The 21619-nt window shown below is 54.0% G+C and carries 20 protein-coding genes and 1 pseudogene; 8 read left to right on the top strand and 13 right to left on the bottom strand.

Annotated features, from left to right (window positions below):
* Positions 1-66: 66 nt before the first annotated feature.
* The 7 genes and pseudogenes from Q5741_RS07675 to Q5741_RS07645 all read right to left on the bottom strand — a co-directional run.
* Positions 67-357: pseudogene (locus tag Q5741_RS07675) on the bottom strand (darcynin family protein); the annotation flags it as partial.
* A gap of 26 nt (positions 358-383) precedes the next feature.
* On the bottom strand, positions 384-965 hold the full coding sequence (locus Q5741_RS07670; protein WP_305023488.1) for a Crp/Fnr family transcriptional regulator: 582 nt from the start codon (positions 963-965) through the stop codon (positions 384-386).
* Positions 966-1077: 112 nt separating this feature from the next.
* Positions 1078-1725 carry a histidine phosphatase family protein gene (locus Q5741_RS07665; RefSeq protein WP_305023487.1) on the bottom strand — a complete coding sequence of 216 codons (648 nt, stop codon included), beginning with the start codon at positions 1723-1725 and terminating at the stop codon, positions 1078-1080.
* An 89-nt stretch (positions 1726-1814) separates the two neighbouring features.
* Positions 1815-2972: a chromate efflux transporter gene (gene chrA, locus Q5741_RS07660; RefSeq protein WP_305023814.1), complete on the bottom strand. Its 1158-nt coding sequence runs from the start codon at positions 2970-2972 to the stop codon at positions 1815-1817.
* Positions 2973-3203: 231 nt separating this feature from the next.
* Positions 3204-5492 (bottom strand): carbohydrate-binding domain-containing protein, encoded by a 2289-nt coding sequence (locus Q5741_RS07655; protein WP_305023486.1) that lies wholly within the window; start codon positions 5490-5492, stop codon positions 3204-3206.
* A gap of 28 nt (positions 5493-5520) precedes the next feature.
* Complete coding sequence (locus Q5741_RS07650; RefSeq protein WP_305023485.1) at positions 5521-6204, bottom strand: DUF4956 domain-containing protein; 684 nt, start codon at positions 6202-6204, stop codon at positions 5521-5523.
* Positions 6197-6940: a polyphosphate polymerase domain-containing protein gene (locus tag Q5741_RS07645; protein WP_305023484.1), complete on the bottom strand. Its 744-nt coding sequence runs from the start codon at positions 6938-6940 to the stop codon at positions 6197-6199. The genes Q5741_RS07650 and Q5741_RS07645 overlap by 8 nt, the downstream gene beginning before the upstream one ends.
* A gap of 295 nt (positions 6941-7235) precedes the next feature.
* Between Q5741_RS07645 and Q5741_RS07640 the strand changes: the two genes are divergently transcribed.
* Together Q5741_RS07640 and Q5741_RS07635 are read left to right on the top strand one after the other, a co-directional pair.
* The gene (locus tag Q5741_RS07640) at positions 7236-7913 is read left to right on the top strand and encodes a response regulator transcription factor (RefSeq protein ID WP_305023483.1); all 678 of its coding nucleotides are present in this window, start codon (positions 7236-7238) and stop codon (positions 7911-7913) included.
* Positions 7913-9193 (top strand): sensor histidine kinase, encoded by a 1281-nt coding sequence (locus Q5741_RS07635; RefSeq protein WP_305023482.1) that lies wholly within the window; start codon positions 7913-7915, stop codon positions 9191-9193. Before Q5741_RS07640 ends, Q5741_RS07635 begins: the two co-directional genes overlap by 1 nt.
* A 52-nt stretch (positions 9194-9245) precedes the next feature.
* Here Q5741_RS07635 and Q5741_RS07630 read toward each other — a convergent pair whose 3' ends face one another.
* On the bottom strand, positions 9246-10658 hold the full coding sequence (locus tag Q5741_RS07630; RefSeq protein WP_305023481.1) for an aldehyde dehydrogenase: 1413 nt from the start codon (positions 10656-10658) through the stop codon (positions 9246-9248).
* On the bottom strand, positions 10651-11025 hold the full coding sequence (locus Q5741_RS07625; protein WP_345784153.1) for an ArsR/SmtB family transcription factor: 375 nt from the start codon (positions 11023-11025) through the stop codon (positions 10651-10653). Before Q5741_RS07625 ends, Q5741_RS07630 begins: the two co-directional genes overlap by 8 nt.
* A gap of 160 nt (positions 11026-11185) precedes the next feature.
* Here Q5741_RS07625 and Q5741_RS07620 point away from each other — a divergent pair, with 160 nt between their 5' ends.
* The gene (locus Q5741_RS07620) at positions 11186-12250 is read left to right on the top strand and encodes a bifunctional transcriptional activator/DNA repair enzyme AdaA (RefSeq protein WP_305023813.1); all 1065 of its coding nucleotides are present in this window, start codon (positions 11186-11188) and stop codon (positions 12248-12250) included.
* A 66-nt stretch (positions 12251-12316) separates the two neighbouring features.
* Here the strand turns inward: Q5741_RS07620 and Q5741_RS07615 are convergent, their stop codons facing one another.
* Together Q5741_RS07615 and Q5741_RS07610 are read right to left on the bottom strand one after the other, a co-directional pair.
* The gene (locus Q5741_RS07615) at positions 12317-13606 is read right to left on the bottom strand and encodes a sensor histidine kinase (RefSeq protein ID WP_305023480.1); all 1290 of its coding nucleotides are present in this window, start codon (positions 13604-13606) and stop codon (positions 12317-12319) included.
* 1 nt (position 13607) lies between these two features.
* A complete protein-coding gene (locus Q5741_RS07610) occupies positions 13608-14282 on the bottom strand; it encodes a response regulator transcription factor (RefSeq protein ID WP_305023479.1) in 675 nt (224 codons plus the stop codon).
* Between the two features lie 204 nt (positions 14283-14486).
* Here Q5741_RS07610 and Q5741_RS07605 point away from each other — a divergent pair, with 204 nt between their 5' ends.
* The 3 genes from Q5741_RS07605 to Q5741_RS07595 are packed head-to-tail and all read left to right on the top strand — an operon-like array spanning position 14487 to position 16710.
* Positions 14487-14978, top strand: a complete 492-nt coding sequence (locus Q5741_RS07605) for an FMN-binding protein (protein WP_305023478.1) — start codon at positions 14487-14489, stop codon at positions 14976-14978.
* The gene (locus Q5741_RS07600) at positions 14971-15882 is read left to right on the top strand and encodes an FAD:protein FMN transferase (protein WP_305023477.1); all 912 of its coding nucleotides are present in this window, start codon (positions 14971-14973) and stop codon (positions 15880-15882) included. The genes Q5741_RS07605 and Q5741_RS07600 overlap by 8 nt, the downstream gene beginning before the upstream one ends.
* Positions 15883-16710, top strand: a complete 828-nt coding sequence (locus Q5741_RS07595; RefSeq protein ID WP_305023476.1) for an RnfABCDGE type electron transport complex subunit D — start codon at positions 15883-15885, stop codon at positions 16708-16710.
* A 13-nt stretch (positions 16711-16723) separates the two neighbouring features.
* Here Q5741_RS07595 and Q5741_RS07590 read toward each other — a convergent pair whose 3' ends face one another.
* Positions 16724-17614 (bottom strand): diacylglycerol/lipid kinase family protein, encoded by an 891-nt coding sequence (locus tag Q5741_RS07590; RefSeq protein ID WP_305023475.1) that lies wholly within the window; start codon positions 17612-17614, stop codon positions 16724-16726.
* A gap of 109 nt (positions 17615-17723) precedes the next feature.
* Positions 17724-19754 (bottom strand): serine hydrolase, encoded by a 2031-nt coding sequence (locus Q5741_RS07585; RefSeq protein ID WP_305023474.1) that lies wholly within the window; start codon positions 19752-19754, stop codon positions 17724-17726.
* 197 nt (positions 19755-19951) lie between these two features.
* On the opposite strand from Q5741_RS07585, the gene Q5741_RS07580 reads away from it, so the two are divergent.
* The gene (locus tag Q5741_RS07580; protein ID WP_305023473.1) at positions 19952-20656 is read left to right on the top strand and encodes a response regulator transcription factor; all 705 of its coding nucleotides are present in this window, start codon (positions 19952-19954) and stop codon (positions 20654-20656) included.
* Positions 20657-21619 (top strand): sensor histidine kinase, encoded by a 963-nt coding sequence (locus Q5741_RS07575; RefSeq protein ID WP_305023472.1) that lies wholly within the window; start codon positions 20657-20659, stop codon positions 21617-21619.

Genomic DNA, 21619 nt, shown 5'->3' with positions numbered 1-21619 from the left:
AGGTCCATTCGGCCTGTGCCTTTTTGTTGTTATACAGTGTTGCTGCATAACATTGCTGCCTCTGCTCTAGGAACGCTCCATGTTCAACACATCGGCTTCAAAAGCACGAAAGGCATAGTCCATCCCCATTATGACGTCTTTGATTTTCATATATCCTATGGTGTAAGGGGCGGAGTCACGAATCTCTTCCCACATGTAATGGTAGGACTTCAGATCTTCCGTATCGCAGATTACAAAATCCGTATAATCCTTCCCCGGAAGCGCTTCGGCATCACAAAAACGGGTCTGAACCTGGGGACTGTACTTCTGCAAAATCCCCTCAAGCACAGCCGCATGCTTGCGGCGCTCCTCCCTCGGCTTCTCCTGTGACGCATTAACCTAGGTTAATGCCCTTCCTGCCGGAGCAGTCGGCTCAGCGATACAGGGGATATACCCAGATAAGAAGCAATATGATATTGCGGTATACGGGCAGCTAAGCCGGGATATTTTAGATGAAATACGTCGTAGCGCTCCTTCGCTGTCAGATACAGTAATTCACGTTCCCGTTCTTCCTTGCGGATATAAAGTCGTTCCAGGCTGCGGCGGACATACCGTTCCCAGCCTCGACAGCAGTCCATCAAGGACTGAAGCACTAAGCTCGGAATTTCAATTACCGTTGAATGCTCCATGGATTCAATGGAATACGCGGCAGGCTCTCCGGTAATCACGGCGGCATAAGCTGTGGCAAAATCCGGTGCAACGGTAAAAACCACGTTATACTCACGCCCATCAGCCAAGGTATAATAGAGGCGAAACAATCCTGTTGTACAAAAGTAGGCATTCCTTACCTGCTGGCCCGCTTCAATTATTCGTTCCCCGGGAGCAGCCTGGAGCAGGCGGGTCCCCTGTTCAAACGGCCGCCATTCTGCTTCCTTGACACCCGTCTGTCTCACTTGATGATAGAGCAGCTCATAATGACCATTCATAGCATTCTCCCTTTAACAAACCAGATGATAATTAATAATGTATCATCAATTAGCTGCCTGCCCAAACAAAAGACGGGCCAGCTCTGCTCACAGCAGCTGACCCGTAACGGGTTCATTTCATCAGATTCTGCAGGTCTCCCGGTGATACACGACCGACAATCTCATAACCCTTGCCGGGGCCATTCGGTTTGATGATCACCGTACCCAGATTCGGAATATCGCCAAGCCCCAAGCCTTCAGGAAAGCTGTGGGCTACGATGACCTGGTTCGTGCCGGCAGGAGGGACTTTCTCAAGTACCGTGACGAGCTCCGCCAGCGTAGCCTGCTGCTCTGCCGGCCCGGCTTTGCCGCTAAGCCGGTACACCTTCACCCAGAACGGGTCAGGCTGAACCTGCTCCTGGCCGAATGCAAGTGCAGCTGTCTCCATCGTCCGGCAGAATGGACTGGCCAGTACCGGCCTGGCGACCGGGATCTGCAGCCTGCGCAGGGCAGCCCCCCATTCTGCAGCCTTCTGCTTCGCGTCCGGGGACAGATTACGCTGGGTAGAGCAATCCTTGAAATCCAGATTGGCAGCATCCTCCCCGACATTTGCTTCACCGTGACGGATATACAGGATATAGCCTCCCTGCCGCAAGTCGTTCAGCAGAGAAGGAACAGGCGGTGCTGCGGGAGCGGCAGCAGCTGTTCCTGTCAGCGCTGACGTATGGGACAGGAACAGGGTCAGCAGTGTTAATATAAAACCTAGTGCACCTTTTCTCATCATTTCATTCCTTTCATTTTCTGGTTAAGTGTTCATCCCTGTCTAGGTTGTACCAAAAAATGAAATTTCATGAGCCTGTGCAGCAGCCTTTAGAGCAGCAGACCGCCGGCTGCTCCTGCCAGAACAACCAGCCACGGGGGCAGCTTCCAGAATACAAGCAGCACGAACAGCCCGGCCGCCAGTGCAAAATCACCCGCACCCCGAACAGTCGTTGTCCACAGCGGGTCATACAGCGCAGCCAGCAGCAGACCAACCACTGCCGCATTGATGCCCAGCAGTGCCCCTTGTACCCGTGGACTGCTGCGAAGGCTGTTCCAGAATGGCAGAGCGCCTGCTACCAGAAGAAATGCCGGCAGGAATATGCCGATGGTGGCGACGACGGTTCCCTGAATCCCTCCGAAAACAGCACCCAAGTAGGCTGCAAAGGTAAACAGCGGGCCCGGTATAGCCTGGGTTACACCATAGCCAGCCAGAAAATCGTTCTCGCTCACCCAGCCGGTAGGCACCACCTCACGCTCCAGCAGCGGCAGCACGACATGGCCTCCCCCGAACACCAGTGAGCCGGAGCGGTACATGCTGTCGAACAGTGCCAGCGAGCCGGATGCCCAGGAAGAGCGAAGCAGCGGCAGCACGACAAGCAGCAGCAGGAATATACCCAGACAGCAGGCACCGGCCCAGCGGCTGATGCGGATAGAGTATGCTGCAGGACGTTCGTCAGCTGTATGTCTGTACAGCCATAGACCCGCCCCGCCGGCTGCCGCAATGATCAGGACCTGGCTATAGGGCGTCTGCCAGAATAAAGCTGCTGCAGCTGCGAGGACAACGAGGGTCATGCGCGCCCGGTCCGGCGCCAGCTTCTGCCCCATACTGAGTACGGCTTGGGCAACAATGGCGACGGCAACCATTTTGAGCCCATGAATCCATCCTGCCGCCGCCAAATTCATTCCTTTCATTAGGAGCGCAAACAGAACCAGCAGGATAACAGAAGGCAGCGTAAAGCCAAGCCAAGCCGCAATGCCGCCAAGCCATCCTGCCCGCAGCATGCCGATCCCGATCCCCACCTGACTGCTGGCCGGTCCAGGGAGAAACTGACACAGCGCGACCAGATCGGCGTAGCTGCGTTCATCCAGCCAGCGGCGGCGGTTTATGTACTCTTCATGAAAATAACCCAAATGTGCCGCAGGACCTCCGAAGGATGTCAGCCCCAGTTTGGCCGATACGCCCAGTACCTCCAGCCATGCAGTCATTCTGCCTCTGGTGCCATTCTGCTGTCCGCCATCCTCTTGTCCGCCCGTTCTCGTCATAATGGGTCCTCCTGTAAACAAATATTCGAATAGAACTTGGGTTCTACTATGCCACAGGCAATTCCCTTCGTACAGCGGTTTAACACAAATCTGTATTTGAACCCCTGTTCTTTTACAACAGGTTAACGTAAGCAGCAAAAGACGGTCACCCCGTTAGGAGCGGCCGTCTTTATCTTATTTTGAATCTGTCGCGGTACTTGTGCTGCTCTCTACCACCGTACCTTGCACCGCAGTACTACTTTCGTTGGACGTAGTACCTGTAGAGGGTACGTCTTTGTCGCCGGATCGGACGCCTTCCGGACGTCTCCCGCCGCCAGGACCGAAACCACTATTGGCTGTGGTCACCCCGGATTCATTAACCCAGGTCGTTACGCTGTCTTCTACCTGGAATTGAACCACTTGGGTCCCTCCTGTATATTGTCCTCCTTCATACCAGCCATCACTCTCGCTGCCTGTCGAGCTGCCGCCGGTATACAATGTGTACGTCCCCCCGTCCTTCAAGACTGGAGAACTGATCACAACCGATCTGAATTCCTTTGAAGGAGCAAATGTCGCAATCGTGTTTCCTTCACTATCTTCTACATGAATCAGTGTGCCTGCCTTCTGGGCTGCCGTAAAGGTCATAGCAATGGAACGCTGACCGGAGGTATCGGAGGGGGCCTGTGCCATACCTGCGCTGCCGGCTGCCACCAGAGTGCCGCCGCTGATGTTGAAGTCACCGTCAAAATCGAGTGGACCATTCCCGTCATCCGTTGGTCCATTAATGATGGCGGTTCCGCCTGTCATCGTGATCGAACCGTTCGCATCCAGCCCGTCACCGCCGGCATCCACGTTCAGAACCCCGCCGTTCAAGATCAGCTGTGCATTGGAGGACCCGCCTTCTGGACGGGGACCCGGAGCCGTCGTTCCAGCATCCGCTGCGGAGCCGGCAGCAGACGCTTCATCTGCACCCGTGCTCGCTGTATCCTCACTGCCGCCGGAAGCATTCACACCGTCATCCGAAGCGGTAACACTAATTTTCCCATCATTGATAGTGATGATATTAGCCTCCAGACCTTCGTAGCTTTTCTTGATGCCGATCGTACCGCCGTCGATTGTGAGAGCATCATCTGCATGAACCCCATCGTCACCTGTACGGATATCAAAGGTACCCCCGCTGATCAGAATCAAGCTGTTGCTGTGCACAGCATCATCCATCGCGTCAATCGTATACGTACCGCCATGAATAACGAGGTTGGTCCCGGCCTTGATTGCCTTCGCGCTCTCGGTCGCCGTTTCTGCATCAGCCGCTGCTGCGGTCGTAGTACCTGTTCCGGTCGGCGCTGCCCCCGCTTGGGCTGTTGACGCTGGAGGAGCATCCGGTACCGCCGTACTGGACGTTGTTGTCCCTGCCGCTGAAGATCCCGAAGCTGCACCTGTGTTCGTTTCCCCGCTTCCATCCGCAGGGGCTGTCACACCTGGCGGCAGTGCAGGACGTTCACCCGCAGGAGGTGTCCCGCCTCCGCCAAATCCCCCGGGCATTGTCTCCATTTTGACCGGAGCATTGGCGCTGCCGCCCCCGGTCGCCACCGTATACGTTCCCCCATCCAGCAGCAGATGGGTCTCTGCCTGGATACCGTCATTGTGGGCTTTGATATTAAAAGTGCCGCCTGCGATTGCTACAAAACCTTTCTTCGCATCTTCATCATTGGTGGACTTGATACCGTCACCGCCTGCCTTAACTGTGACCGTTCCGCTCTTCACTGCAACCATGTCCTTGCCTACGATGGCGTCATCGGCCGATTGAATCCAGATCGTACCGCCGGCAATTTTCAGATCATCCTTGCTGCGAATCCCGTCCTTGTAATTGGCGGTAATCGCAAGCTTACCCGTTCCATTGATCGTCAGATCCGCCTTGCTGAAGATAGCTGCATCCGGCTCTTCCTTCGTAGTATCGTCAAAGACGTAGTTCTTGCCGTCAGAGAGGGTGCTTTTGGTTCCAGCCTGCAGCGTAATAACTGCCTTGTCCGCCTTCTTAATGTAGATCGGGGCACTGGTGCTGCTGTGGATATTGGCGCCGTTCAGCACGAGGTGCACAAGACCTTCATCACTCGTATTGACGACGATTTGCCCTTCGCTGAGTGTCCCGCTGACCACGTACGTGCCTGCCTTCGTAATCGTAACCTTTCCGTTGGCAGCCGCAGCGCCTGTGCCGTTAATTGCCGCTGTTTTCCCGCTGAGCTTGATCATGGTGGAGCTGCTCTGGCTCCAGGTGGTGCTAGTATCGGTGCTGTCGAAGGTGACGAGGTCCCCCATGACCAGATTGGTCGTCTTGGCTACGGCAGCTGCAGCCGCAGTGCTGTCGGCATTGGTGGTTGTTCCACAGGCAGACAGCATCGCCGCGGTACAGAGAAGAACTACGCCCATCTTGCCTTTATTGCTCATTAATTGCCTCATTGTCTTGGTCGGTTTTAATTTTTTCATAGTTAAAACTTCCTTCCTTCAAGTCGTATTAGTATTCAGCCGTTGTCGGATTCATGGTCAGGGACAGATCCAGATTGCCGTTACGGCAGCGGATTTCGTCCAGGAATTCCTTCTGGTTGGTCAGCTGGTTCATCGTGACGGCATATACCAGTTCGTAGAGGCTGCCCAGCTCGGTAGTTCTGATTTTCTTCAGTTCATACTGCACGTTAAACTTCCTGAACACTTCATCAAAGGCCTCGTCATAAACCAGATTTTCCGGAATGGTCACTTTGAGCGTTCTTTGCAGTGACTTACGTGTTCCGTAATTCATAGAACTCAGGACGAACATCAGGACGCAAAGGATAATCGTAAACAGAACCGCGTAGCCAAAAGCGCCGACACCGCAAGCCAAACCGGATGCCATCGTGAACAGGACATACGCGATATCCTTCGGATCCCCTGGTGCACTGCGGAAGCGGATGATGGAAAAGGCTCCTGCCAGACTGAAAGCTCTTGCGATGTTGCTGCCGATCAGCAGAATGATAATTGCGACGATCACAGGGAGCACCACCATGGTCAGGGTAAAACTCTGGGTGTAGCCGCCCGGGTTCGTCTTCATGTACGTATAACTGATCAGACCGCCGAGAACGACGGCCAGCAGAATGGTGATGATCGTACTGGAGAGGGTCAGGGTGTCATCGGTAAGGGTTGTACTGAAAAGAGAATCAAGCATAAAGAATTCGCTCCTGTTCTGTTCGTTCATTTCTGATCTGATTTTTGTATTCATTGCCGTATTTGGAAAAGCCGGTCCGGTAGAGGCCGTGCTCCGACAGCAGCCTGGACAGCCAGAGCGGCACGGTCTTCTCCGCTTTCACTTCCATCAACCATTGATTCTCCTGCAGCAGCGGGTCACCATAATCGCCCTGCTCCAGCCGCAGGTCATACCGTCTGCAGCGGATGTTGGTATCAAAGGTGATCCGCAGATCCCGGCTTTCCTTGGAGAACAGCGCCTTACGGTCATACGATATGTATACCTTGGGCTCCAGATTATAGAGGCGCAGGAAGTAGCTGATCTCGTTCATCACCTGCTTGTTCATATAGTCCTGCAGTTCAGGGGCCTGTCCGGTACGGACGAACTCGTAGGCCTCATCCAGCTTCAGCGCGGTTCTTCTTTTATTGACGAGACCCAGCACCTTTTTCTTGATCTCCAGGTACACCTTCGCATTCTGCTCCGGCACCCCGTAGGCCCGCAGCCGCAGCTTTTCCTTATACTTGGGCTTCTGGATACTGGCTCGGATCAGGGAGTGATGCTCCGTATCAAAATAAATATTACTGATGGAATAAAACTCGTGTTTTTTGTTGTATTCATCCAGTTCCATATGCTCCATAAGGTCGAGATACAGCCTGCGATAGGCGCTTCCGCTGAGCAGGTATTTGCTCTCGTAGCGGTTGAACACTTCAATAGCCATATGAATTCGTTCCTTTCTGTCATCGGATGTCTCGCTTCCATGTCTGTATCTTACCGGGCTAACCTTTAATGAATCTTAAAGTTTTACATGATTTTGATGTTTTTTAACACCCGCTTGACCTTTCGGTGCTTTGCGCATTTTCCCTACATTAATAGCTCTTGAACAACTTCTGCCGGAGGTGGTGAAATGCATTGGAATGTCCATTTGTATAAGCAAAAATTAAGGTTGATTAAAGGTAATCCCGATATACTTAAGAACAGAAGAACCTATGAACGAGACAGAGGATGACGAATGAATGAGAATATTAATTGTGGAAGATGAACTGCATCTGGCAGAGGCTTTGACCCAGATTTTGCGCAAACAGCACTATTCCGTCGATGCTGTCCATGACGGCCGGACCGGGCTGGATTATGCACTGACCGGCATTTATGATCTGCTGCTGCTGGATATTATGATGCCTGAGATGGACGGTATCAGCGTTCTGAAGTCGCTGCGCGGCAAAGGTATGGCCACCCCGGTGATTCTGCTGACCGCTAAAGGGGAGGATGAAGATAAAATTACAGGACTGGATCACGGTGCTGACGATTACGTTGCCAAGCCCTTCTCCTCCGGCGAGCTGCTGGCACGCATCCGCGCCGTTCTGCGCCGCCGGGGTGAGATGATTCCCGAGGATGGGCTCCGGTTCGGGGATATCGAGCTGAATGCCTCCAGCCTGCGGCTGACGGTGAAGGGTAAGGATATTAAGCTGAACCCCAAAGAGAATGAGCTGCTGGAGCTGCTGATCAGCCGCAGGCAGGCCATTACATCAAAGGAGCAGATTATTGAGAAGCTGTGGGGATTTGATTCCGACGTAGAGCACAACAACGTGGAGGTATATATCTCATTTCTCCGCAAAAAGCTGACCTTCCTGAACTCCGACGTACGGATCAGCACCATTCGGGGCGTCGGTTATGTCCTGGAGGTGAACGATTAATGTTTACGAAGCTGCGGAACCGGTTTCTCATTGTCAATCTGACCATTATTACGCTGGTGATGCTCGTGGCCTTCGGGGCCATCTACATCATTACATTTCAACAGGTGCAGAGAGATATCGATATGGAGCTGGGGAAGGTCTCCGATTCTTATTCGCGACCTCAGGAAGACCGGGGGCCTCGGTCGGAGCCGTCCACCGGCTCAAACGCTCGCAGGGATCAAGGCGGTATCTTTCCAGACAACGGCGGCCCGCCGCCGGAGCGCGCCGTATCTTTCATGCTCCAGACAGACATGTCTCGCAAGCTGACCGGCACCGAGTCCCGTATTCAAAACGTGGATGCAGACTTTTTCGCCCAGGCTCTGAAGAAGGCCCTATCCATGAACCGCAATGAGGGCCAATTCGAACTGGACGACAGCCGCTGGGCCTTCCTCCTTCGCGAGAACAATGAAGGCTACATGTATGTATTCATGGATGTGAGCGAGCGGCACAGCATTTTGACCAACCTGATCTATACCTTCGTCATTGTCGCACTCGCCATGCTGCTGGTCCTTTACTTTACCAGCCGTTATTTTGCTAACCGCTCTATCAAACCGATCCGTGAAGCCTTTGAGAAGCAGAAGCAGTTCATCGCCGATGCCTCTCATGAATTGAAGACGCCGCTGACCATCATCGGCACCAATGCGGACGTCCTCCTCGCTAACGGCAGTGAACCGATCGACAGCCAATCCAAGTGGCTGCATTACATCAAATCGGAAACCGAACGCATGACAAAGCTGACGAATGACCTGCTCTATCTGACCGAAATGGAAGATTCGCGAACCGGACTGGTATATGCCAAATTCGATCTGAGTGAAGCGGTGGAGACTATAATTTTGACGATGGAAGCCGTTATTTACGAAAAGGAGATTGCGCTGGAATACGATATTGAACCAGAGCTGATGGTCACCGGGAACCGGGAACAGATGAAGCAGGTGGTCATGATTCTGCTGGATAACGCGGTCAAATATGCAAATCCTCGCGGTACCGTCACACTTACACTGAAGAAGCAGCATAACGAAACGGTCCTTGCCGTAACGAATACTGGGGAAGGCATCGCCCCGCTGCATCTGACCCGTATCTTCGACCGCTTCTATCGGACCGATACGTCCCGGGCGCGTAAGCAGGGCGGTTACGGGCTCGGACTGGCTATAGCCAAATCCATCATAGACCAGCATAAAGGCAGGCTGTATGCCAAGAGTACAGAGGGCGAATGTGCCACGTTCTACGTGCATCTGTCCTGACAGCTAATAACCCCATCCAGTGAATAGGATGGGGTTATTAGTATTCATAGAGTTACTTCATCATCCGGCGGATGAATTTCTGTTTCTTCGGCGTGTACGGGGGGAAAAGGAGCTGCAGCCGGATCCGGCTGTTCTTTTTCAATATACTTTTCTCGTGAGAGAATGTAACAAAGCTGCGATGACCGTGATACGATCCGATACCCGAAGACCCGACCCCGCCGAACGGCAGTTCAGGGTTTGCCAGATGGGTGATGGTATCGTTAACGCTGACACCTCCGGCCGAGATCCCGGCCAGTACACGCTGCTCTACACTGAGGTCCTCCGTGAACAGGTAGAGCGCCAGCGGTTTGGGCCGGCCGTTCACAGACGCTATAACCTCATCAAGCCGTTCGAAGGTCAGTATCGGCAGAATCGGTCCGAAAATTTCATCCTGCATACTCGCTGACTCCCATGCAGCTTCCAACAGCGTTGGCTCCAGGTACCGCGTTTCGGGGTTCATGCTGCCGCCGTACCGAATACCGCCGCGGTCCTGCTCCAGGATGTCCCGCAGGCGAGTCCAGTGCCGGTCGCTCACGATACGCCCATAATCTGCACTGTCCTCCATCGACGTGCCGTAGAACCGTACAAGGGTCTGCTTCATCTCGGTCAGCAGCTTCTCCTTCACGCTGGCATGCACCAGAAGATAGTCCGGGGCGACGCAGGTCTGGCCAGCATTAAGCGTCTTGCCCCAGATAATGCGCTCGGCAGCAGCGCGAAGATCAGCCGTCTGATCCACGATAGCCGGACTCTTCCCCCCAAGCTCCAGGGTTACTGGTACGAGATGGCGGGCAGCGGCTTCCATCACAATCCTCCCCACCGCAACACTTCCGGTGAAGAAAATGTAGTCAAACGGCGCATGAATCAGAGAGGTGTTCGTCTCTACCCCGCCTTCAACACAGCGGATATAGGCGGGATCGAAAGTGCTGCCGATCATCTCCGACAGAACCGCGGACACATGCGGTACAATTTCTGAAGGCTTGACAACAGCACAGTTCCCGGCCGCCATCGCTCCTGCCAACGGTTCAATCAGCAGCTGGAACGGATAATTGAACGGCGCGATAATCAGCACGCTGCCATAGGGCTCATACATGACTTTGCTGCTGGACGGGAACAGCACGAGCGGTGTCCGCACCCGCTTCGGCTTCGACCAGGAACGAAGATGCTTCATCGTATGGCGGATGCTGTTCAGAACAAAGCCGATCTCTGTAGCGTAGCTCTCGAATGCAGATTTCCCGAGATCCTGCATCAATGCTTCGTTCAGCCTGTCCTCGTAATCCAGAATGGCCTGTCTCAGCTTGTTGAGCTGACGCAGCCGGAAATCGATATCCAGGGTCTCCCTGTTCCCAAAATAATTCTTCTGGGCAGCAAGTATGCCTTCAATCTCCGGCGGTGTCCATTCCCCCGGATGACGTCCATGTTTATTCATGCGTGCCCCCTCCTTCCCGCTGCATCGGGGTCGCCGTATTCACCGCCTGATCGCCGGCCATGCGCCTGCTCTCTTCCTGCTCCAGCAGCCCCGTCAGCTCTTTCAGCAGGCCGATGGATGAAGTCAGTGAAGCAGAATAGATCCGCTGGGTCCCCTGCTGCTTCACCGCAATTAAGCCATGCTCCCGCAGCAGCTTCAGATGGTGAGATATCGCCGGACGGGACAGCAGCGACTGTTCTGCAATCTCATTCACGGTCAGCTCTCCCTGTTCACACAGGGTGAGAATGATACGCTGCCGATGGGGGTCTCTCAAGGTCTCAAATACCGGAATACACTGCTGAAAAACCTGAAATGCCTGCTTGCTCATCCTTTCCCTCCGTTCATATGTTTAAACATTTAAACATATTGTACAACGATCACTCCCGTGTAACAACTCTAAATAAAATCCATGCCTGATTTTCGGCGGCGTTCTGCACGCAAAAACTTTATAATGAGATCAAATTGATGAAAAGAGGACGTGCTTGTCCATGATCCAGGCCGAACGTTATTCCGAATTTTATGAAGCACTGCTGCAGAAAAACACTGAATATGAAGGGGTGTTCTATGTCGGTGTCCGAACAACCGGCATATTCTGCCGTCCTACCTGTCCCGCACGCAAACCTAAATTCGAGAACTGTGAGTTCTTCGCAACAGCCCAGGAGGCACTGCTCGCCTCATATCGGCCATGCCAGCGCTGTCAGCCGCTCTCACATCCGAATCATGTCCCGCCGACCGTCCGCCTCCTGGTGGAAGCTGTGGAGCGCCAGCCCGAGAAGCGCTGGAAGACACAAGACTTTCGGGAGCTGGCAATTGACGAATCAACAGCCCGCCGCCAGTTCAAGAAGCGGTTCGGAATGACCTTCGTCGCTTACGCCCGTGCCCGCCGGATGGGCATAGCACTCAAAAACATCCGTGCAGGACGCACGGTTGTCGACACGCAGCTCTCCGCCGGTTATGAGTCTGACAGCGGCTTCCGTGATGCCTTCTCCCGTATTATGGGCGCCGCCCCTTCCAGACTGAACGACACCCGTGTCCTGAAGGCATCCTGGCTGGATACACCGCTTGGACCCATGATGGCTATTGCCGATGAGGATGTCCTGTACCTGCTCGAGTTTGTAGACCGCCGGGGGCTTGAACGCGAGGTCGAGCGGATGCGTCAGCGCCTGAAGTGCGCCATTGTACCGGGAAGCTCGGCACCGATCGAGTCGGTCGAGCAGGAACTGAAGCTTTACTTTGTAGGGCGTTTGACCTCCTTCGAGACCCCGCTCGGGCTGCTCGGCTCGCCCTTCCAGCGGAGCGTGTGGGCACAGCTGACCGCCATTCCCCCGGGAGAGACGCGCTCCTACATGGCGATTGCGGCTGCTCTCGGCCGGCCGACAGCCTATCGGGCTGTTGCGCAGGCGAATGGAGCCAATCAGCTGGCCATCATCATCCCCTGCCACCGGGTCATCAATGCGAACGGTGAGCTGGGCGGGTATGGCGGCGGGCTGCCGCGCAAGACCTGGCTGCTGGAGCATGAGAAGAAGTGTCGGATGGAAATCGCAGAAACCTAACCTAACAGGTCACGATCAATATAGAAAAAGGCTTATCTCCTTAGAGATAAGCCTTTTTTCACACAATTAATCGCTCATCCTTTTTCGCCCCATCGGGAACTGTATCGTAAACTGGCTGCCCGCTCCTAATTGACTGGATACCCGGATTCTGCCGCCATGCTGCTCCACGATCCACCGGGCAATAGAAAGACCCAGACCGGTACCTTCATAACCGTCTTCCCCCTGCCGGGTCCTAGCTTTATTCCCCCGGTAGAAGCGGTCGAAGATCCTCGGCATGTCTTCAGGTGGAATGCCTGAGCCCGTATCACGAACAGACGTATAAATCTGCCCTCCCCTAACCGAAGCCTCCACCTGAATACGGCCGCCATTTGGCGTATACCTCAGAGCATTATCCAGCAAAATGACAAGCAGCTGGTAGAGCCGCTCCGGGTCCCCCGAAATTTCAATACCCGGCTCGACTGCTGCGGTTACCAGAATGCCTTTAGACTCGGCCAGCTCTGCAAAACCACGGGCTGTCTTCTCCAGCAGGCTGCTCAGATCCACTGGTGACAACTTCAGCTCCAGCTGGTTGGCATCCGATTGGGCAAGCGTCAGCAGCTGGGTGACCATCCGGGTCATATATTTGATCTCGCTGATCGCCTGGGAAATATGCGGGCTCTCCTGCTCAATCGTATGTTTCGGATGACGGAAGAGCCGTTCCAGATTCAGCTTCATGACCGCCAGCGGTGTACGCAGCTCATGTGAAGCATCCGCTGTAAATTGGGACTGTCTGTTCCAGGCAGACTGGATAGGAATCAGTGCCCGGTGTGCCAGAAAGAAACCGGCCAGCACAGCTACCGCAAGGCTGACAAGGCTGCCGAAACCGATGAACCTGCGCAGGTGCTCCAGCATTTCGTGCTCTCGTACCAGATTATAGACCAGCTGCACGCGCTCCACGTACATGGACTGATGATCCACCGTTACCTGCTGACCCATCGGCACCTCCAGCACCCGGTAAGCGGCTCTTTCTACTTCGAGACTCTGCAGCGCGTCCGTCCGCGGCAGCTGTCCGATCCGGCCGATCGTCTCATCGTTCAGCACGTTCTCCGGCAGCTCTTTATCCAGCTCCCCTTTCTTGCCCCATAACAAAAGGACGGTTCGCTGCTCGTAGTTATCATCATAGCTTTGCAGCCATTCCGATGTTCCTTCCTGTTGTTCCTGCAGAATGTACCGTTTGACGTGCTGGAGTGTCTCGTCTGCCTGGCTGTAGAGCCGGTGCTGCATAAAGGTGTACAGGAACGTGCCAAAGCCAAGCAGAATGACCAGCAGAACGATGGAATTCACCAGTATCAAGCGGCGTCTCGTTTGTTTGAACATGTTATTCCTCCGACAGCATATAGCCGACACCGCGGACCGTACGGATCCATTCTCCGCAGCTGTAACCACTCAGTTTCTTGCGCAAGTAATGGATATAGACATCAACCACAGTCTCACCGGCATTGGAATCAAGTCCCCAGACCCGGTCATAGATCTGGTCACGGATCAGGATCTGCTCCCGGTTCTGTATCAGATAATGCAGCAGCTCATACTCCTTTTTCGTCAGCTTGAGCTCCTGCTCATCTACGCGGCATGTCTGCTGTCTCGTATCCAGTACCATCGGCCCGTAGTGGAGCCTGCCTTCAATACCCAGCTTCCCGGCTCTCCGCAGAACGGAACGTACCCGTGCCAGAAATTCCTCTGTTGCAAAGGGCTTCACCAGATAATCGTCTGCTCCTACGTCCAGTCCTTTAACCTTATCTTCAACCCGATCCTTGGCTGTCAAAATCAGCGTCGGCGTGTCCTTGCCCTCAGCGTACAGCTCCTGAATCACCGTAATCCCATCCATCTCCGGAAGCATCAGATCCACAATAACGAGATCATAATCTCCCGAACGGGCCATCCACAGCCCTTCCTTTCCCTGCCCGGAGGCCTCTACCTCGTAGGCTTCTTCCTCCAGGATGGTCGTTACAATATTTCGCAGCGCGGTATCGTCCTCAATGATCAGTATTCGCATCCATTCACCTATTTTCTTCTTATTCGAGCGTCCAGCATTGATTATAATACCGGTTTCTTTAGTTTTGATTAGAAATGACGGCCTTTATATCCTTCTTGTTGTCAGCACCATCATCGTGCATAACTCTAATAAAATTCTAAGGTTCTGTCGCTATACTGAAGCCAGTTGACCGATTAATCGATGTCTATAACGGAGGATAAGCATATGGCTAAAATGGATAAAAAGTGGGTGGTTCTATGTTCGGCAGCCATCACGGCTGTGTATGCCGCCGGTTACCATCTTACAGATCCCTCACTCACCGATGCAGCGATCCCGGCATCAGCACAGTCTCACGTTCAGTCCGGATCAGCGGCCGGCTCTCTTACGATCGACAGCACAGCCTCTATCCCTGCACCTGCGGATAAGCCAGCTGCCGCAGCTCCGAAACGAGTCTATCAGGACGGGACCTTCACGGGACTGGGAATGAACCGCCGCGGCTCTATCGAAGTTACGATCAAGATCAGCAAGGATAAAATTACAGACGTGGTGATCAGCAATTACGGTATGCACTATTCCATGAGTGACGTGGCAGATCTCCCTGCAGAGGTCATCCAGCAGCAAAATACGTCGTTAACAAATGTATCCGGGGCTACTTACAGCACGGAAGCCTTCACAGATGCCGTTAATGATGCCCTGGCCAAGGCACGCAATGCCTGACTCATTGCATGTGCTGCGGCGTACCCGGCTCTATATGGACACCGTTGTCGATATCCAGGCGGTCCACGATGACAGCCTGTCCTTGCAGGAGGCGGAGCTGCACATTCAGCAGGCATTTGAAATGTTCCGTCAGGTTGAGCTGGCCTGCAGCCGTTTTGATGCTGACAGCGAGCTGTCCATAGCCTGCCGGTGTATTCAGCAGCCCGTGCCACTCAGCCCTTATCTCTTCGAGCCGCTCCGTTTTGCCATACAGCTGGCTGAGGCTACGGAGGGCCTGTTTGATCCTTGTATAGGCAGCACACTGATTAAACAGGGGTTTGACCGCCACTATCTGACCGGTGAACGCATGGCAGCAGATTCAGTCAATACATCCGCCACGTACCGGGACCTGATTCTGGATGAGGCGGATCGAACGTTGTACATCCATCAACCGCTGCTTGTGGATTTGGGAGCTGCTGCCAAGGGATTTGCCATCGACCTCGCAGCCCGACAGCTGCAGAATCTGCATGGCTTCCTGGTCAATGCCGGCGGGGATTTGTATGCGGGAGGGCGAGATCATCGTGATCAGCCGTGGGCCGCTGGCATTCAGCATCCGGAAATTGCAGATGAATTGATCCACCTGTGTCTGCTGGAGGATGAAGCTTTATGTACTTCGGGCAGCTACGAACGCCGCAGCCGCAACATTCCCGGCAACCATCACATTATTCGGCCGGACACCATGCGTTCGCCCCAGGATCTGGTGAGCATCAGCCTCAAGGCGCCTTACGCCATGATGGCAGATGCATTCTCTACAGCGGCCTTTTTATACGGCCCGGACAAGGGAGCCGCCTGGATTGAGGCTATGGGTCTCACGGCTCTCTTCGTTACAGGCCAGCTCGATATCATCAATATAGGAGGGTTCTAAATGACTTTCACCAAATGGCTGCGAACACCCAAGGCCTACATGCTGCTCGCCATGCTGTTCTGTCTGGCTGCTGCCTCCGCAGGTTCTCACACTCTTACGGGCGTGATTCATACCCTGGCCGCCGTGTTGGCTGCCGTATTAACAGACAATGTTTGCCGGGCGGTCACACGCAGGAAGTGGTCTGTATCCGACAGCACACTCATTACCGGGTTCATTGTCGGGCTGATTCTGAGCATAACCTCCTCCGCCTTGACGGCCGCCGTCACTGCTGTTTTGTCCATTTTGTCCAAGCATTTACTGGTTTATAAGAAGAAAGCGGTCTTTAATCCTGCCGCCGTCGGCCTGCTGCTCGTTATCCCGCTGCTGCATACTGGTCAAAGCTGGTGGGGTGCTTTTGGGGACCTGCCGGTCTGGATGCTGACATTTCTGCTGATCTGCGGGTATCCCATCGTGAATCGGATCCACAAATACCCTCAGGTATTCACCTTCCTGGCGGCAACCTTTGGGCTCCTGAGCCTTGCAAGCTTGCTTGGTCTGGGCGAGGTATCGGATGCGTTTCGGCCCCCATTCATTAATGCAACGTTATTTTTTGCTTTTTTTATGCTGACAGACCCGCCAACAAGCCCCGCCAAAACCACACAGCAAATGCTGTTCGGACTGCTGGTTGCCATGGTCGGCACCCTGGTATATGTATATTGGGGGGGTCTCAGCTACCTGTATATCGGATTGCTGGCAGGAAATCTGTACAGCTATTTGAACAAGCGCTCAGCCGCTCGGGCATCCGTCCGCCGCTCCCAAACTAAAAAGGCACGCAGCCCGGCAGGCTGACGTGCCTATGACTTTATTCTTCTTCCGGTACGACGACCTCCACATACCTCGGCAGGATGCTCAGATGAATGGGAAGAGGAGGCCCCTCCTCCCCATCCACATTGGTGGAGACGGACTCTGTCGAGCTCACTTTCACCTGACGTGCAGTAAAATAAACAACATCCTTATGATTCATCAGACTGCCGAACAGCAGTGACGTTCCCAGGGTCAGCGAATTGAGCACCCCAATATTTTTAATGACAAAGCAGTGAATCCAGCCATCATCAACCTCAGCACCGGGAACCAGCTTCTCGAATCCGCCGACGGAGTTGGTCAGTGCGGCCAGGAACAGCGGGGCTTCTCCTTCCCACACCTGTCCGTCATGCTCAATAACCAGCGGATAGGCGGGAGTATGGATCAGCTTCTTGATGCCTTCCTTGATGTAAGCCAGAGATCCCAGCTTCGACTTTTCTTCTGATGATACGGCCGACAAGGACTCCGCCAGTGAACCTGCGGCAGCGACATTGGCGAACAGACCTTCATTTATTCTCCCCAGATCCACAGGATGAACCCGGCTTGAATTCAGGGTGGCAATTGCCTGCTCCGGATCCAATGGAATATGGAGAGCACGGGCAAAGTCATTTACTGTACCGAGTGGCACTACACCCAGCCTGGGACGATGATCCTGGTCAATCATGCCGTTAATCGTCTCATGCAGCGTACCATCGCCGCCAATCGAGACGACCAGGTCACAGGCATCCCGGCAGGCACTCCGGCAAAAGTCCGTAGCATCCCCTTCACCCGCTGTCTCATTCAGAATGACTTCATATCCCTGACTGGCCAGTACATCACGGACCTGATCTACATAACGCTGAGCCTCTTCCCTGCCCGAAGATGGATTGCTGATCATCATCGCTTGCCGCATCTGTCATCTCTCCCTTAACGTCTCACTCACTCCATTCTTAACCTAAATACCGCCGGTTGCATCGGAAGCCGCCATCCCATCCGGCCATCCTTCCTGTTATAATCCATTCCTAAGGCAGCAGCGGCTTCTCGGGCAGCATCAGCAAATACTGGATGGCCGCCAGCTCCTGGCGGTTCAGCGCACGCCGAGAACCGTAGTCATATACGCCCTCATTGAGGGTGACCTCCCGGCCATGTATCTGCAAATCAATCAAGGTACGGACCGCCGCCTCTGCCCATGGCGATGTGTCTCCCGCCAGCATAGTGCGGCTCTCATTGACAGGGATACCTGATAAGGTCAGCAGATTCCGGACAATAACCGCTGCCTCTTCACGTTTAATGCTGCGGTTCGGTTCAAAACGGCCATTCCCCATGCCGGACAGCAGCCCCAGGTCGACGGCTCCCTGAATTTCGGCTTCATAGGGTGACTCGGCCGTATCTTTAAATACCGACTGGTTACGTGATGGCGGAAATTGGAATTGATGCATGAGGGCATGAATAAACTGCTCCCGGGTAACCTCCTCTTCCGTTCCGAACTTCTGCTCTGGTGTTCCCGTGATGACTCCAAGGGACTGCAGTCCATAGATGTATTGGCCATACGGATGGTCTGCCGGTACATCGGCAAATCCTCGCGCCTGTTCTGCCTTGGCGGCATAACTGCCGGGATTGCTGTATTTAATGTACTGGATCTGCCCCTCTTCATCCGCCTTGAAGGCGGCCGGGTTGCCCTGCTCATCGACAAACAGCAGATCCCCGGTCTGCTTCAGCACATGCTGAATACCGGTCTGATCTCCGAGCGTCAATGTACCGTCCGCGTTGGCGCGGATACCGGTCAGCATGCTGCCGATCCGCAGGTCCCTGTAGATTCCTTCAAACTTATGAAGAGCAGCCTGAGACTGGGACGGATAGTTTGCTGTACCGAAGTTCGGCTTCCCTGGATAGTAATAGTCCATGAACGCTTCATACAGCTTCTCATTAAGACCACTTACGCTCGTACTGCTCACGAATAAGGCGGTCTTCGCCTCCGGCAGCAGGAACATGTAGGACTGGAAGCCGGGAATACTGCCGCCCTTGGCAATCACATTCCTTCCATTCGCTGCGGAGAGCGGCATCGGGGCCTCCAGCCCATAAGTCATATCAGGCACATCCGGATGAATGGACACATGATACGTCTGCATCGCTTGTAACGATGATTGCGACAAGATCTGCTTTCCATCCGCAGCACGCCCTCCATTCAGAAAAGCATTCATGAACTTCGTCATATCCGAAGAGGTTGTCAGCATGCTGCCCTCTGGCAGAACGGTTGGAGACACCCGGTACTCCGGCTGCTCTTTTCCGTCAGGACCATAGGCCACCGGCAGTCTCTGACCCAGTTCCCCGGAAGGGTCGAAGGTGCTGGATGTCATGCCCAGAGGTTCAAAAACATGCTTGCTCATATAGTCGTTAAAAGGCTCCCCGCTCACTTTTTCCACGATGTAACCGGCCAGCTCGGAGGCAAAGTTATCATACATATAGGAGGTTCCGGGCTCCCGGACAACAGGTGGCATGACTTTGAATAGATGCTCCTTCAGCGACAGCTGCTTCTGGGAAGGATTATACAGAATGTTATCTGCCGTCGGATCACGAACCTCAAAGCCTGTCGTGTGGGTCAGCAGCATCTCTACGGTAACCGGGGTACCGAACGGATTCTTCAGCTTGTAGCCGTCCAGATACTTCTCGATATTGTCATCCAGCTTCAGCTTCCCTTCATCGGCCAGCTGCATGATGCCCATGACGGTGAACACCTTTGATATGGATCCTACCCGAAATGGAGTCTGTGCCGGATCCACCGGCTTGCCTGATGTTTTGTCAATGCTGCCGTATCCTTTTTCTGCGATCACTCTACCGTTCTGTACAACGGATACCGTTGTCGCCGCACCTTCCTTCTTGATCTCTTCACGGGCAAAAAAGGCATCCAGAAATGCGGCTGTATCGGATGGGCTTACCACGTGATTACCGGATACCGCTGTCTGCAGCGGCTTCTCCTGAGCGAATACAGCTGCCGGCGTTCCCATCGCCAGAGTCAGTGCGAGCAGTCCCGCAGCAGTTGAACGGATTCTCATCAGATCATCCTCCTCGATTTATTAACTAATTAATTCACCAAGATTTTACCACGAATGGTACTGTCAGGAAATGTATAACGTTTGTCAGATATGTCTTGTGGTTTCCCTGACCCTCACTTACAGTAGAATTAACATTCATTTCCTGCCCTCATTTCACCGGTGGGGACTAAGATAGATGAGTATAGGAGGACCATTCATTGCAAGCCAATCTGTTAATTATTGAAGATGACCCGGAAATCAGCTGTATGGTTGCTGAATATCTCGCTGCCGAAGGCTATCATTCTACGGTAGTGCACGACGGAGAACAGGCTCTGCCGCAATTCCTGTCAGCGTCCTACGATTTGGTTCTGCTCGACCTGATGCTGCCCAAGCTGAATGGCATGGAAGTTCTGCGCCGGATCCGGGAACACAGCCGTGTGCCTATTCTGATTCTGTCAGCCAAGGGCAATGAAGTGGATAAAGCGCTGGGCCTGCGGTTCGGGGCTGACGATTATATAGCGAAACCCTTCTCCCTGATCGAGCTGGCCGCACGCGTGCAGGCCTCCATCCGCAGGGCGACACAATACGCGGTGCCTGAACCATCCAGCCTGGACGAGCCAAGCCTGCTATGCTATGCGGAACTCCGTATGGATCCTGATAATTTTAAGGTGTGGAAGGGTGAGCAGGAGGTTAAGCTGACGGCCAAGGAGTTTCAGATATTGAAGCTGTTCATTCAGCATCCTACCCGGGTCTACACGAAGGCGATGCTGTACCAGCAGGTCTGGAACGAAGAGTACTACGGAGATGAGAACGTGATTAACGTACATATGCGCCGTCTGCGGGAGAAGATTGAGGAAGACCCCTCACACCCCCGCTATATCCGCACCCTGTGGGGCATCGGCTATCGGCTGGGGGAACAGTAAATGAGCCTGCTGTGGTGGCTGATGCTGCTGGTAGTTTTGATTATCCTTGTACTCTATCTCCGGGAACACACCTCCCACCGCGCATTGCGAAGGGATTTGACCTATATTAATCAGAAGATGACGACACTGAACGGGCCCGGGCTGACGCTTACCCGGGAGAGGGTTCAGATTGTAACTGGCGTTCAGGAGCTGCGGGAACTGCTTCAGGGTCTCAATACCCTGCTGGATCATGCCCGTCAGTCGTCAGCAGATTACATCCGTACTGAGCAGGCCATGCGCCGGATGCTCGCCAATGTATCTCACGATCTGAAGACACCACTTACCGTCATTATGGGCTATACGGAGTTTCTGACGGGACCGATCTCCCTCTCCCCGGAGGAGCAGCAGCGCATGCTTGGCCAGGTCCACAGGAAGGCCCTGGAATTGCATGAGCTGATTCATGCTTTCTTCGACCTGTCCCGCCTGGAAGCTGACGATTACGATCTCCCCTTGACTCCGCTGGATGCCTGTGAGGTTTGTCGCCACCGCATTCTTGCCTATTATGATCTCCTCGCCGAACAAGGATTTGAAGTACAGATTGCTGTTCCCGAGCACCCGGTGTGGGTGTACGCTAACGAAGAGGCCCTGTCGAGAATTCTTGATAACCTGCTCTCCAATGCGGTGCGTTACGGGGCAGACGGTCGCTATCTGGGCCTGTCCTTAACCTGCTTGGAGCAGAACGTGCATATCCAGGTTGCAGACCGGGGAGCCGGGATTGCGCGTTCAGAACAGGCCCGTGTATTTGAACGCATGTACACAATGGAGGATTCCCGGAACCGCCGTGTGCAGGGCAGCGGGCTGGGGCTGACCATTGCCCAACGGCTGACCGAGCGGATGAACGGGAAGCTGAGCCTGGACAGCGAACCCGGTGCAGGGGCGCGTTTCACCCTGACTCTACCCGCATCCACATACAGAAAGCCGTAA

It is taken from the genome of Paenibacillus lacisoli (genome assembly GCF_030580655.1).
Taxonomy (GTDB): Bacteria; Bacillota; Bacilli; order Paenibacillales; family Paenibacillaceae; genus Paenibacillus; species Paenibacillus lacisoli.
The sequence above is the reverse complement of the archived record's forward strand: the minus strand, read 5'-3'. Positions and strand labels throughout refer to the sequence as shown.